This is a genomic window from Bradyrhizobium sp. STM 3557, from assembly GCF_045571465.1.
In the GTDB taxonomy this organism is placed as follows: Bacteria; Pseudomonadota; Alphaproteobacteria; order Rhizobiales; family Xanthobacteraceae; genus Bradyrhizobium.
Window position 1 is genome coordinate 4751202 of sequence record NZ_CP120697.1, and the last position, 12351, is coordinate 4763552.

The 12351-nt window shown below is 64.5% G+C and carries 15 protein-coding genes; 3 read left to right on the forward strand and 12 right to left on the reverse strand.

Annotated elements, in window-relative coordinates; genetic code table 11:
• Window positions 1-24 precede the first annotated feature (24 nt).
• The 4 genes from P6U24_RS21745 to P6U24_RS21760 form a co-directional block, all read right to left on the reverse strand.
• On the reverse strand, window positions 25-261 hold the full coding sequence (locus P6U24_RS21745) for a hypothetical protein (RefSeq protein ID WP_407154547.1): 237 nt from the start codon (window positions 259-261) through the stop codon (window positions 25-27).
• Window positions 262-289: 28 nt separating this feature from the next.
• Window positions 290-553, reverse strand: coding sequence for a hypothetical protein (locus P6U24_RS21750; protein WP_407154548.1), 264 nt, complete (start codon window positions 551-553; stop codon window positions 290-292).
• A gap of 163 nt (window positions 554-716) precedes the next feature.
• Window positions 717-1004, reverse strand: coding sequence for a hypothetical protein (locus P6U24_RS21755; RefSeq protein ID WP_407154549.1), 288 nt, complete (start codon window positions 1002-1004; stop codon window positions 717-719).
• Between the two features lie 341 nt (window positions 1005-1345).
• Complete coding sequence (locus P6U24_RS21760; protein ID WP_407154550.1) at window positions 1346-2266, reverse strand: alpha/beta fold hydrolase; 921 nt, start codon at window positions 2264-2266, stop codon at window positions 1346-1348.
• A 147-nt stretch (window positions 2267-2413) separates the two neighbouring features.
• Here P6U24_RS21760 and P6U24_RS21765 point away from each other — a divergent pair, with 147 nt between their 5' ends.
• Window positions 2414-2890, forward strand: coding sequence for a winged helix-turn-helix transcriptional regulator (locus P6U24_RS21765; protein WP_407154551.1), 477 nt, complete (start codon window positions 2414-2416; stop codon window positions 2888-2890).
• Window positions 2891-2944: 54 nt separating this feature from the next.
• On the opposite strand, the gene P6U24_RS21770 is transcribed toward P6U24_RS21765, so the two are convergent.
• Complete coding sequence (locus tag P6U24_RS21770; protein ID WP_407154552.1) at window positions 2945-3211, reverse strand: hypothetical protein; 267 nt, start codon at window positions 3209-3211, stop codon at window positions 2945-2947.
• Window positions 3212-4559: 1348 nt separating this feature from the next.
• Window positions 4560-6044 carry an Asp-tRNA(Asn)/Glu-tRNA(Gln) amidotransferase subunit GatB gene (gatB, locus tag P6U24_RS21775; RefSeq protein ID WP_407154553.1) on the reverse strand — a complete coding sequence of 495 codons (1485 nt, stop codon included), beginning with the start codon at window positions 6042-6044 and terminating at the stop codon, window positions 4560-4562.
• A gap of 144 nt (window positions 6045-6188) precedes the next feature.
• On the opposite strand from gatB, the gene P6U24_RS21780 reads away from it, so the two are divergent.
• Window positions 6189-6821, forward strand: a complete 633-nt coding sequence (locus tag P6U24_RS21780) for a CC0125/CC1285 family lipoprotein (protein WP_407154554.1) — start codon at window positions 6189-6191, stop codon at window positions 6819-6821.
• Between the two features lie 17 nt (window positions 6822-6838).
• Here the strand turns inward: P6U24_RS21780 and P6U24_RS21785 are convergent, their stop codons facing one another.
• The 6 genes from P6U24_RS21785 to P6U24_RS21810 form a co-directional block, all read right to left on the reverse strand.
• Entirely contained in the window at window positions 6839-7132 is a 294-nt protein-coding gene (locus P6U24_RS21785; RefSeq protein WP_407154555.1) for a hypothetical protein, read from the reverse strand.
• The gene (gene gatA / locus P6U24_RS21790) at window positions 7123-8598 is read right to left on the reverse strand and encodes an Asp-tRNA(Asn)/Glu-tRNA(Gln) amidotransferase subunit GatA (protein WP_407154556.1); all 1476 of its coding nucleotides are present in this window, start codon (window positions 8596-8598) and stop codon (window positions 7123-7125) included. The genes P6U24_RS21785 and gatA overlap by 10 nt, the downstream gene beginning before the upstream one ends.
• Window positions 8595-8819: a hypothetical protein gene (locus P6U24_RS21795; protein ID WP_407154557.1), complete on the reverse strand. Its 225-nt coding sequence runs from the start codon at window positions 8817-8819 to the stop codon at window positions 8595-8597. The genes gatA and P6U24_RS21795 overlap by 4 nt, the downstream gene beginning before the upstream one ends.
• 32 nt (window positions 8820-8851) lie before the next feature.
• Window positions 8852-9139, reverse strand: a complete 288-nt coding sequence (gatC, locus tag P6U24_RS21800; RefSeq protein ID WP_407160546.1) for an Asp-tRNA(Asn)/Glu-tRNA(Gln) amidotransferase subunit GatC — start codon at window positions 9137-9139, stop codon at window positions 8852-8854.
• Between the two features lie 111 nt (window positions 9140-9250).
• The gene (locus P6U24_RS21805; protein WP_407154558.1) at window positions 9251-10330 is read right to left on the reverse strand and encodes an NAD(P)H-dependent flavin oxidoreductase; all 1080 of its coding nucleotides are present in this window, start codon (window positions 10328-10330) and stop codon (window positions 9251-9253) included.
• A gap of 13 nt (window positions 10331-10343) precedes the next feature.
• Entirely contained in the window at window positions 10344-11327 is a 984-nt protein-coding gene (locus P6U24_RS21810) for an NAD(P)H-dependent flavin oxidoreductase (protein ID WP_407154559.1), read from the reverse strand.
• A gap of 124 nt (window positions 11328-11451) precedes the next feature.
• Here P6U24_RS21810 and P6U24_RS21815 point away from each other — a divergent pair, with 124 nt between their 5' ends.
• A complete protein-coding gene (locus P6U24_RS21815) occupies window positions 11452-12342 on the forward strand; it encodes a LysR family transcriptional regulator (protein ID WP_407154560.1) in 891 nt (296 codons plus the stop codon).
• The last annotated feature ends 9 nt before the right edge of the window (window positions 12343-12351 follow it).

The following is a 12351-nucleotide window of genomic DNA, read 5'->3' on the forward strand; positions in this document are numbered from 1 at the left end:
TGCGGGCGAGCAGGTTGATGCAGCTCACCTGACCATGCAGGCCTTTGCGTGCCGTCTCCAGACATAGCCCTCGCCGCAGGGTGGACGCGGATGAGCGCCAGCCGGACACTCGTTCCAGACGCGCGCGCCGCTTTCCCAGCCATCGACAACGCAGCCGCCGTTCACGGCGTTATGGCAGCCGGGTCCGCAGCTCTCGGCACTTGCCGGGCTGATACCCACGGACACAGCCGTCAGCACTGTCGCAAAGAGCCATGCCTTCATTCTCAACCTCGTTCGTCTGCGCCGCGGATCACTTCTCGGCAAATTGCGTGGACGGCGGATCGGTGCGATCGGGATTGCTTCCCCAAGGCAGCGCCATCCGGACCGCCTCATCGCCCGAGACGGTATGACCAAGCGCCGTATCGAACGCCTGGCACGGAGCCAACAGCGCCACGACCGACGCGGCGGACGGACCAGGACAATAATAATCCGTGCTTGTGAGCGTGTGCACGGTCCATGCGGCACCGACCGCGACGACGCCCAGTGCGATCGCACCCAGGGTCTGGTCTTTCATGGCGGCACTCCTGCATTGCCCCCAAAAAGAAACTCGCAGCGTCAGCGCAGGTTCCTGAGCCCGCGCACGAGCGTCGCCCGGCAAATGAGCGAGCCGGTCAAGCTGCACGATCGCTGGTCAGCATCGGTATCGCGATCAGGCACTACCGACCGTCCGCCGTCGATCACTCCAGCAGATGTCGCGTCACATTAATGACGAAGGCCGCCGGCACGCCGATGACGGCCCCGACGAAGCCATAGGCAAGACCGCCCCAAAGGGAGGCCGCCCCGCCCGGCCCCATCAGCGCGCCATAGGCGAAGCCAATTGCGCAGCAGACCAGCGTCACGATCACGAGCCGGCGATCATTCATCGCCTCGGCCCGCAGCTTCCGCAGCTCTTGCCGGCTGTGCACATACGGTCCCGTCGGCTCGGACGAACCGCAATGCGGACAACTCGCGGCGGTGAACGACACCCGTCCTCCGCAATCGTGGCAGGCGATCAGCTCTCGTCGCAAACTCTTGTTCATGTGGACTGAAGATGAGGCACGGCGAGGCGGTTTTCAATCCGAGGCTGAGGAGGAACGCATCAGCAGAGTGAGATAAGGCCACCGTGAAACGGCCGCGGGCGAAGGCCGCGCTGTCGCGAGACGACTGTTTCCTTGAGATCGGCTGTCGGCGGAGGTTGAGCTCTCGCATGTCCCATGCGGGCCGCAGCGGCGGCCCTGCAGTCCTCCGGCTCGCGCCCTCTAAGTTTCGATTTGCAACCAAGTGAGCGGGAAGCCCCCCTGCCCGGTCGTGAGCACTCGCGCGGCGATCAGGTCTGATGCAGGAATTGCGCGATCAGCGCCGTGATGGCAGACGGCGCGTCTTCGAGACAGTAATGGCCGACACCTGGGAGACGCTCGATCCGTGCTGTCGGGAAGACCGCTGCAAAGAGCGGCAGGAAGTGCTCGGCGTGCAGCGTACGATCCGCCTCGCCCCAGATCGCGAGCGCCGGCTTGCGGCGAATGTCGCGGTCGGCGGCCGGATCGGGCTGCTCGAACCTGTGGGCGGCAGTAGCAAAGCCCTTGGCCCAGCCGATAGCGCCGAGACATTCGGCGGGACTGACGAAAGGCGCAGCATAAGCGCGCAGCCAGTCGTCGGTGATGACGGCATTGTTCTCGAAACCGTTGAGCTTCAGCGTGCTGAGGATGTTGAAGCCGAGCTGCCCGAGCACCGCCTCGAGGCTGCCGTCCGCCTCGGCCTTCGCGATCCATTGAAACCAGGGCGATACGCTTGCATTCGCCATCACGCGATCGAGCAGATCGGGCTGGCCGAATGGCGTCGGACCATTGGTCGAGATGATCCGGCGGATGCGGTCCGGATGCCTTGCGGCCAGCCCCATTCCGACCGGGCCGCCGAAATCATGCATCACGAGCGAGATGCCGGAAAGATCGAGCGCGAGGACGAAGCGCTCCAGATTGTCGATATGATCCTGCAGCCAGTAGCTGCGCGCCGGCGGCGTCTCGCTTTTGCCGAAGCCCATGTGGTCAGGCACGATCACGCGATGGGTTTGGCTGAGAGCCGCGATCGGGTGGCGAAACAGGTAGCCCCAAGTCGGCTCGCCATGCAGGCACAGCACGACCTCGCCATCGCGCGGTCCCTCGTCCAGGTAATGCATACGGAAAGCGGGCACCGTGGTGAAGTGCGGATCGAACGGAAAGCTGCCTGCGAAGGTGGCATCGGACGGGATCATGGCCTCTCCCACGTGGTTGCAAATTGAAACCGTTCGAGTCTTAGCGCTTGAGGTTTCAATTTGCAACCGACATATTCAGACCCATAGGGCAGCGCTTCGGCTGGAGCCCGCGACGATCAACACGTGCAAGGTGGCAAGGCAGGCGAGATGGCCAAGAGAATAAGCCACAAGGATTCATTGTGCGGCGTGGCGCGCCCGCTGGATGCGATAGGCGACTGGTGGTCGCTGCTGATCGTGCGCGATGCTTTCGATGGGCTGCGCCGCTTCGGCGAGTTTCAGAAGAGCCTCGGGCTTGCCAAGAACATCCTCTCAGCCCGGCTGCGCAATCTGGTGGCGCACGGCATCATGGACACCGTGCCGGCCGCCGACGGCAGCCCCTATCAGGAGTATGTGCTGACCGCGAAGGGTCGCGGCATGTTCCCGCTGCTGGTTGCGCTCAGGCAATGGGGCGAAGACTACTTCTTCGATCCCGATGAGGCCCATGTGCTGCTGGTCGACAAAAGGAGCAGCCTGCCGGTGCGACGTCTCGAGCTGCGCGCCCAGGACGGCCGCGTACTCGGGCCGGAGGACACAGAGGTACGCATGCCGCCACCGCCGGCCAGACGAGGACGCGCGTCGCGATGACGGCAGAGCGCTGCGGAAAGCGAGCACCCTGAAGACGTGTTCGACGCCGGCGCTTCAGTGCGCGGTCATCCAGGCGCGGGCTTCGCGCTGCGCGGCGGCGATGTCGGCGTCCGACATCATCTCGGCGATCTCGCGACGCATCGCGATCGCATCCCGTCGGCCCTTCAGGGCGGCCAGATTGAACCATTTATGCGCGGCGATCAGATCCACCGGACCTTCGCGTCCGCTCGCATGCAGCATGCCGAGTTCGAACAGCACGTCGCCATTCGCAGCCGCTTCCGCCGAGACCGCCGTATCGAGATTGAATTGCCCCTGAAACATCGTCGCTCTCCATTCCTCAAGGGGAGCGGCGCATGCGAGCGCGGCCCCGTCCACCTGTTCAACACCCCATGCCGTTTGCCGGCTTATGGGCTGATCATGACCGATCAAGTTTGAATGGCAGTTTAAGTATCGCGCTGAACGACGTGTAAACGTGACGCGGCGCACACAGCTAAGCCGTTCACGACACCGCTGATTCCGCTATCGTTTTCGAACTTGGCAAGGGTCGGTTTACCGTTCTGCTTGGCAAACCCATAACCATCCGTGGCGGCGACCGCTCGCGGGGCAACCCGCAAAGCGAGCCGGCGGCCAGCGGGACGATTGCGAAGCAAGATTATTGCAGGGGAAACAAAAGCGGAGCCGCGGACAATCCAGCAGACACTCCCGTCAGGACCAAGCGTCCCTCAGAACCAGAACGAGGGCGTCGGCGAACACGTCAGGATCAGATCTCGCCGCAGCAGTGACGCCTTGGCAAAATTGCAGACCGAACAGCGGATCTGCACCGAACGAAGAAAACGCGTTTCTTCTGCCGGACCGGGATGCGAGCGGCAAAGCCGCTGAAGTCCGATCCGGCCGTCGACCTGATGTCTCGCCGACACCCTCTTCATCGACTGGAGGCTATTGGCCTAAACTGCTCAAGAGGAACAGGCCGGCCTGGCGCTCCAGCGACGTGCCGGCATCAGAAGCCGCCGGCTCATCTCGCGCGAACGCGAGACGTCAGTTACTTCTTCTTCGAGACCTTCTTGGTCTTCTTCGCGGTCTTCTTGGCCGCGGTCTTCGCAGTCTTCTTCACTGCCTTCTTCGCCTTCTTCGCTTTCTTAGCCATCTTGCCCTCCGATGAGTTTGGCTTAGTCGCTGCGTGCATTCGGGAATCGAGATGCACTCCTTCTCGAATACACCAACGCACCAAAAAAAACAGCGTCCGACTTAAAGAAGTGTTGACACGCGACGGCGCGAGAGAGCGAAGCAGTTCGCGACATGCGCCGACGAACGACGCGTCCGAGAAAGCGGCGAATGCACGAACGCAAAACCGTCGAACTAATAGATGTTGCAGGAAACGCCTTCACTGCAGGCATTTCTCGCAATCGATCACGATGGGCAGGAAGCATGCACGACATCATCGCGGCCGACGGACTTAAGGCAAGAGCGGCCTATGCGGGCGCCGAGTCGGGAATTTTGGCACGAAAAAAATTTTCGTTGATATCGCCCGTGCCAGCGATCCGGGCTTGATCCGAGCGTCGTCAAAGGCGGCTTTTTTGAGAATCGCGCAAAACCGATTCGCATCTCGCCGGGTGTCGAGATGCGGCGCGCAAGCTTGCGCGCCGCCGGAACGAAGACGACGTAACGTCGTTTAGATGCCGAGCTTGCTGTTCAAGAGGTCGTTGACGGCCTGCGGATTGGCCTTGCCGCCGGACGATTTCATCACCTGGCCGACGAACCAGCCGACCAGCTGCGGCTTCGCCTTCGCCTGCGCGACCTTGTCGGGGTTGGCAGCGACGATCTCGTCCACCACCTTCTCGATCGCCCCCAAATCGGTGACCTGCTTCATGCCGCGCGTCTCGACGAGCTCGCGCGGATCGCCGCCCTCCGTCCAGACGATCTCGAACAGGTCCTTGGCGATCTTGCCGGAGATCGTGCCCTCGCCGATCAGCTCGATGATGGCGCCGAGCTGCTCGGCCGAAACGGGAGAGGCCGAGATGTCGTGGCCTTCCTTGTTGAGGCGGCCGAACAGCTCGTTGATCACCCAGTTGGCGGCAAGCTTGCCATCGCGGGCGCGGTTTTCGAGCTTCGACAGCACCGCCTCGTAGAAGGCGGCGCTCTCCCGCTCGGCCACCAGCACGCTGGCATCATAAGGCGAGAGGCCGAGATCGGCGATGAAGCGCGCCTTCTTCTGGTCCGGCAGCTCCGGCAGCTGCGCTTTCAGCTCGTCGACGAAGGATTGGCTGAACTCGAGCGGAAGGAGGTCGGGATCGGGGAAGTAACGGTAGTCGTGCGCCTCCTCCTTGGAGCGCATCGAGCGCGTCTCGCCCTTGCCCGGGTCGTAGAGCCGGGTTTCCTGCTCGATGACGCCGCCATCCTCGATGATCTCGATCTGGCGCCGCGCCTCGTATTCGATCGCCTGGCCAATGAAGTTGATCGAGTTCATGTTCTTGATCTCGCAGCGGGTGCCGAGCTCACCGCCGGGCTTGCGCACGGAAACATTCACATCCGCACGCAAGGATCCCTTCTCCATGTCACCGTCGCAGGTACCAAGATAGCGCAGGATCGAGCGCAGCTTGGTGACGTAGGCCTTGGCCTGCTCGGCGTCGCGAATGTCGGGCTTGGAGACGATCTCCATGAGCGCCACGCCTGAGCGGTTGAGGTCGACATAGGACATGGTCGGCGACTGGTCGTGCAGCAACTTGCCGGCATCCTGCTCAAGGTGCAGCCGCTCGATCCCGATGGTGGCGGTCTTGCCGCCGTCGAGCTCGACCTCGATCTCGCCCTCGCCGACGATCGGCGACTTGTACTGGCTGATCTGGTAGCCCTGCGGCAGGTCGGGATAAAAATAGTTCTTACGGTCGAACACCGAGCGCAGGTTGATCTTGGCGTTGAGCCCGAGGCCGGTGCGCACTGCCTGGCGCACGCATTCCTCGTTGATCACGGGCAGCATGCCCGGCATCGCCGCGTCGACGAGGGAGACGTGGCTGTTCGGATCGCCGCCGAACGCGGTCGAGGCGCCGGAGAACAGTTTCGACTTCGAGGTCACCTGGGCATGAACCTCCATGCCGATCACGACCTCCCAGTCGCCGGTTGCGCCCTTGATCAGCTTGTGAGGAGTGGTGGATGCGCTCATGGTGTCTTTTCCGGACATAAAGGATATCTGGGTCGTGGTGGGCTTCGCGCAACAGACTACACCAGTCAAGCCAATCGCGCCGTGCCGGCATTGACGCACCGTCGATCTGTCCCCTAGAGTTCCAGCAGCAGGGGGACGAGTGCAATGTTGCGTTGGGTTTTGCTGGCGGCCGCGGCCGTCACGCTTGCGTCGTGCGCGACGCCTTATCAAGACGAGAGTCTATTGGGCGGCGCGGATGCCAAGGAATTGCGGCCGGATGTCTATCGCGTTGCCTTCCGGGGTAACGGCTTCACGACCAAGGAAAGCGTGCAGGTGTACTGGCTCAACCGCTGCGCCGAGCTTGCGATCGCGAAGGGCTATGCAGGGTTCGAGATCCTGTCGGACATGCAGTTCGCGATGCGGCGCCCCGCCGAGGAGCCAGTCAGAACGCAGCTTGCGAGCGCGATTCCATCGCTGCGCACCCATATCCCGGTCTCGGCAGACGAAGCCGCCGATTTCGCGTCGTGGCGAGAGCAGCGCGACCTCATCAGTCTGCCGGCCACACCGGTCAAGACAGCAGCTGTCATCTTCATCCCCAGCGGCGGGGGCCCACCGAAGCCGGCCATCGAGGGCGATGTGCATTTCCTGCCGCCGCCGGTCAAGTCAGCGCCACCAAAGGTGTTCAACGCCAAGGCGCTGCTGGCGCAGCTCGAGCCGCTGATGAAGGGCGAGAAGTGCGCGGGTAATATCTGCCCGCATGTGCACGAATATCTGCTGCCTGAAGGCAAGCTCAAATAGCGGGAAGCCGAAACAGGTCAGGCCAGGAGCGCGGTCGCGATCCGCTCCCACTCGACATCAAGCGCATCCTTGGCGACCGGCTGTCCGGCCTGCCGATACCAATACGAAGCGTTGCCGAGATCGCCTTCGATCCGGTGCAGATGCGCATGCACCCAGGCGGCCTCGCGCGTATCCTCGTCCTGCACGATCCTGTGCGCGCGGTCCCAATCGCCCTTCGCTGTCCACCACAGGCCGGCGAGCGGCGGCGCGACGTTGCCTGCGGGCGCATCGCCCGCGAGGCTTGCCTTGAATTGCGCGAGGTCTACCACCACCGCACCGGCGTGAAGCGGCCCGCCGCCTGCTCGATCACCTCGCCGAGCGAGAACAGCGTCTCCTCGTCGAACGGACGGCCGATCAACTGCAGGCCGAGGGGAAGGCCCTGTGCATCCTTGCCGGCCGGCACCGCGATGCCGGGCAGGCCGGCCATGTTCACGGTCACCGTGAAGATGTCGTTGAGATACATCTCGACCGGATCGGCGCCGCCCTTCTCGCCGATGCCGAAGGCGGCCGACGGCGTCGCCGGGGTGAGGATCGCATTCACGCCCTTGGCGAAGCAATCCTCGAAATCCTTCTTGATGAGGGTGCGGACCTTCTGCGCTCGCAGGTAATAGGCGTCATAATAGCCTGCCGAGAGCACATAGGTGCCGATCATGACGCGGCGACGCACTTCGTCGCCGAAGCCCTCGGCACGGGTGTTCTCGTACATGTCGCCGATCGCGCGGCCAGGCACGCGCAGCCCGTAGCGCACGCCGTCATAGCGCGCGAGGTTGGACGAGGCCTCCGCCGGCGCCACGATGTAATAGGCAGGCAGCGCGTATTTGGTGTGCGGCAGCGACACTTCGACGGTCTCGGCACCTGCCGCTTCCAGCCACGCACGGCCCTCGCTCCACAGTTTCTCGATCTCGGCCGGCATGCCGTCGAGACGATACTCCTTGGGGATGCCGATCTTCATGCCCTTCACGGACTTACCGATCGCGGCCTCGTAGTCCGGCACGGCGCGGTCGACCGAGGTCGTGTCCTTGGGGTCATGACCGGCCATCGAGCGCAGCAGGATCGCGGCGTCGCGCACGCTGCGCGCGATCGGGCCGGCCTGATCGAGCGATGAGGCAAAGGCGACGATGCCCCAGCGCGAGCAGCGGCCATAGGTCGGCTTGATGCCGACGGTGGCGGTGAACGCCGCTGGTTGGCGGATCGAGCCGCCGGTGTCGGTTGCGGTCGCGCCCATGCAGAGCAGTGCCGCCACCGCGGAGGCCGAGCCGCCGGAGGAGCCGCCGGGCACCAGCGTGGTGTTCGATCCTTCGCGCCGCCAGGGATTGCCGACCGGCCCGAAGCACGAGGTTTCGTTCGACGAGCCCATCGCAAACTCGTCATTGTTGAGCTTGCCGAGCATCACGGCCCCGTCGCGCCAGAGCTGCGAGGTCACGGTGGACTCGTAAGGAGGCACGAAATTGCCCAGGATCTTCGAACAGGCCGTGGTGCGCACGCCCTTGGTGGCGAACAGGTCCTTGATCCCGAGCGGAATGCCAGCGAGCGGCCCGCCCTCGCCCCTCGCGATCTTGCTATCCGCGTCGCGCGCCATCGCGCGCGCTACATCCGGCGTCTCCAGCACGAAGGCATTGAGCACGCGCGCGTCCTCGATCGCCTTCAGATGGGCATCGGTGAGCTCGAGCGACGTGAAGGTCTTGCTCGCGAGGCCCTGGCGGGCGTCGGCCAGCGTCAAAGAAGTCAAATCAGTCATTTATTGATCGGGCTGCAGAAGAAGGGGGAAAGCGTCTTGTCGTTGGCGGGGTCGTCTTGCTTGGCACGAGCCTTGGCGTCGGCATCGACCTGCGCCTGCAGCACATCGAGCACGGCATCGACAGCCTTGTCGGGATCGGCCGACTTGCCCTGGCGCTCCATCGCGTCGAGATAGTTCATATAGGCCTGATAGGCCTTTTCATCGTCGCAGAGCAGACACATGGTTTGGCTCGTCGGTTGTTGCGGCGTTTCGGCTATTCCACGACCTTCGGCACCAGGAAGAAATGGTTTTCGGTCGCCGGCGCATTGCTGACGATGTCGTCGGCGATCTCGCCGTCATTGACCTCGTCCTGCCGCTTTTTCATCTCCATCGGCGTCACCGAGGTCATGGGCTCGACACCCTCCACATTGACCTCCGACAGCTGCTCAACGAAGGCCAGCATGGTGTTGAGCTCGCCCTGCAGATGCGGAACCTCGGCATCTGCGACGGCAATCCGCGCGAGTTGCGCGATCCGGCGGACGGTGGCGGCATCGACCGACATTATATAGAGCCTCATGCGGGGAAATTCAGCCCGCGGTATAGCAGAGGCACCTTTCGCGCCGCAACCACGGCCCGGACCATGGCGCGGACCGCGGCGGTAAAGAAGGGGTCTTTACCCCGCCAATTGGCGCAGCCGCGCCTGAGCCTCAGCTGCCAGTTTGCGCGTCAGCTCCGCCGCCGGCAGTTCGCGTGCCAGCCGGACCGCCTGCCCGGCCCACAGATTGGTGAAATCGACCCTGGCTTGCTTTTCGGCAGCGACCTTCAGAGGTGCGAGCGCGGTCGCCGCATGCGGAAAGGCCGGAGCATCGGGCGAGATCGGTCCGACCTCGCGCATCACGCGATTGGCGATGCCGCGCGCGAGCCGGCCGGTCATGACGTTGGTGATGATGGTCGACTCGTCATCGGCCTCGGCCAACGCCTTGCGCGCGGGGCCACTCTCGGTGGATTCGGGACAGCGCAGGTAGGCGGTGCCGATCTGGACGCCGGATGCCCCGAGTGCGAAGGCCGCCGCAATGCCGCGCCCGTCGGCGATGCCCCCAGTGGCGATCACCGGCACCTTCACGGCGTCGACCACCTGCGGCACCAGCGCAAGAGTGCCGACCTGCTGGGCGAGGCTGTCGGTCAGGAACATGCCGCGATGGCCGCCGGCCTCTGCGCCTTGCGCGATGATGATGTCCGCGCCGCTCTGTTCTAGCCAGACCGCCTCGCGCACGATGGTGGCGGACGACATCACGAGCGCGCCGGTCGCCTTGACGCGCCTCAGCAGCGCCTGATCGGGCAAGCCGAAATGGAAGCTCACGATGTCAGGCTTCAGCTCCTCGACCACCGCACACATCGCCGCATCGAATGGCGCGCGATTGGCCGCATTGACCGGCGCTGCTGGATCGATCCCGTGCTCCGTGTAGTAGGAGGCGAGCCGCTTGCGCCATCCGGCCTCGCGCGCCGGGTCTGCGTCGACGGCCATGTGGCAGAAGAAATTCATGTTGACCGGCGCGCCGGGAACGCGCTGGCGCACCGCCTTGACCTGCTCGCGCGCCTTCTCCGCCGACAGCATCGCACATGGCAGCGACGCCACGCCGCCGCCCTGCCCAACTGCAATGGCAAGGCCCGCGTCCATCACGCCGGCCATCGGTGCCAGCACGATCGGATGCTCGGACTTGACGATATCAAGGAAACGGCGATCAGGCCACATGGTGCATGTCCTTCTACAGTGCAGACGAAAGCGACGAATTGCGCCGGCCCTGGACGATCTGATCCGCTTCGGTGACGATGCGTTCAACGATCTCGGCCGCTGGCGGCACATCATGAATGAAGGCGACGGCCTCTCCGGCAATGACGGCGGCGACATCGAAATCGCCGGATGCGCGCGCCGCGAGATAGCCCGGCGCAACGGCGCGGCTCTGTTGCAGCAATTCGATCTCCCGGCCCATCCAGCGGCGGGCATGGTCGTTGACCAGGCAACGCCCGGTGAATGGCGCCGGCCACACAATGTCGCGCGAGAGATCAAAGATGATGCTCCGGAACGTGTCACCGCCTTTGGCTGCGCAGATCCGCCGCTTGGCCTCGTCGGCTCCATCCGCCTCTTGGCTCGCGTAGAATCGCGTGCCGAGCAACACCCCGCTTGCGCCGAGCATCAACATCGCCGCCAATCCGCGACCGTCGGCAATGCCGCCGACAGCGACCACGGGCACGAGCCCTGCAGCCCGATCGACAATCGCCGGCACGATCTCGAGCGTGGTGCGCGAGGCACCGTGCCCGCCGGCTTCCGTGCCCTGCGCGACCAGAATGTCGGCGCCAGCCTCAAGCGCCTGCACCGCCATTGCCTCGTCCTGGACCTGGCAGATCAGCAGCGCCCCGGCCTCTTTGATGGCAGGCGCAAACGGTGCGGGGTCACCGAACGACAACATGATCGCGCGGGGTCGTGCGGCAAGCGCGATATCCAGAAGTTCAGACTGCTTTGCCAGCGACCAGGTGATGAAGCCGATGCCGAAAGGCGCCGAAAGCCCCTTCAGCTTCGCGCTTTCCTGTTCGAGCCAGCTTCGATTGCCGTAGCCGCCGCCAAGGATGCCGAACCCGCCGGCCTCGCTGACGGCACGCACCAAGCGCGCGCCGGAAACGATGTCCATTGGCGCCAGCAGCACCGGATGGCGAATTCCGAGCTTCGTCGTCAGCGGCGTCCTCAGCGACATCAGCATGCTCCATGCGCCAACATTTCTCCATGCGCTGGACGCCGACAGTAGGTCGCGCTAGCATTCTCCGGAAATGAATACTTGAGAACTCAGACATCACGAAATTGAAACGGATTGTGATCTCGTGGAACTGATCGACCTGCAGACGTTCGCAGCCGTGGCGCGCACCGGCGGCATCACGCGCGCTGCCCAAGCGCTCAACACGGTGCAGTCCAACGTCACCCAGCGCATCAAGGCGCTGGAGGCGGAGATCGGCACCGCGCTGTTCGAGCGGCACAGCCGCGGCATGACGCTGACCGGCGCCGGCCGCCGCCTGCTGCCCTATGCGCAGCGCATGGCGGCGTTGTCGCGGGAGGCTTTGCTCGCGGCGCGTGACGACGGCGACGCCAAGGGCCCGCTGGCGATCGGCTCGATGGAGACGACGGCTGCCGTGCGCCTGCCCTCGCTGCTCGCCGGCTTTCACCGCCGTTTCCCCAATGTCGCGCTGACGCTGCGTACCGCGACGACGGCCGATCTCGCCACGGCCGTGCTCGAACGCGCGCTCGACGGCGCCTTCGTCACCAGCCCGATCGACCATGCCGAGCTGTCGGGCATCACGGCCTTCCGCGAGGAGCTGGTGCTGATCACAGCGCGGCGCTTCGGCAGTCTCGCCGCGCTCCGCGCCGGCACGTCGCAATCCGGACCGACGGCGCTGGTGTTCCGGATCGGCTGCACCTATCGCCACCGGCTGGAAGACCTCTTTGCAGCGTTGGGCTGGCCCTCCGCCGCGCGCTGCGAGCTTGGCACGCTCGACGGCATGATCGGCTGCGTCGCCGCCGGCATGGGCGTGGCGCTATTGCCGCGCGCAGTGGTCGAACGCAGCGAGCTTGCCAAGGACATCAGCATCCTGACGCTGGATCCGCAGTTCGCGCGCATCGAGACGCTGTTCATTCATCGCCGGACCCAGCATCACACCAGCGCGCTGGCGGCCTTCATCTCCTGCCTCGGCGATCAGGGCCGCGAGATCGCGGCCTGATCGCTCGTC

Coding starts and splice junctions, on each gene's coding strand:
- P6U24_RS21745 (WP_407154547.1), bottom strand. CDS start 261: ATGAAGGCATGGCTCTTTGCGACAGTGCTGACGGCTGTGTCCGTGGGT.
- P6U24_RS21750 (WP_407154548.1), bottom strand. CDS start 553: ATGAAAGACCAGACCCTGGGTGCGATCGCACTGGGCGTCGTCGCGGTC.
- P6U24_RS21760 (WP_407154550.1), bottom strand. CDS start 2,266: ATGATCCCGTCCGATGCCACCTTCGCAGGCAGCTTTCCGTTCGATCCG.
- P6U24_RS21765 (WP_407154551.1), top strand. CDS start 2,414: ATGGCCAAGAGAATAAGCCACAAGGATTCATTGTGCGGCGTGGCGCGC.
- P6U24_RS21770 (WP_407154552.1), bottom strand. CDS start 3,211: ATGTTTCAGGGGCAATTCAATCTCGATACGGCGGTCTCGGCGGAAGCG.
- gatB (WP_407154553.1), bottom strand. CDS start 6,044: ATGAGCGCATCCACCACTCCTCACAAGCTGATCAAGGGCGCAACCGGC.
- P6U24_RS21780 (WP_407154554.1), top strand. CDS start 6,189: ATGTTGCGTTGGGTTTTGCTGGCGGCCGCGGCCGTCACGCTTGCGTCG.
- gatA (WP_407154556.1), bottom strand. CDS start 8,598: ATGACTGATTTGACTTCTTTGACGCTGGCCGACGCCCGCCAGGGCCTC.
- P6U24_RS21795 (WP_407154557.1), bottom strand. CDS start 8,819: ATGTGTCTGCTCTGCGACGATGAAAAGGCCTATCAGGCCTATATGAAC.
- gatC (WP_407160546.1), bottom strand. CDS start 9,139: ATGTCGGTCGATGCCGCCACCGTCCGCCGGATCGCGCAACTCGCGCGG.
- P6U24_RS21805 (WP_407154558.1), bottom strand. CDS start 10,330: ATGTGGCCTGATCGCCGTTTCCTTGATATCGTCAAGTCCGAGCATCCG.
- P6U24_RS21810 (WP_407154559.1), bottom strand. CDS start 11,327: ATGTCGCTGAGGACGCCGCTGACGACGAAGCTCGGAATTCGCCATCCG.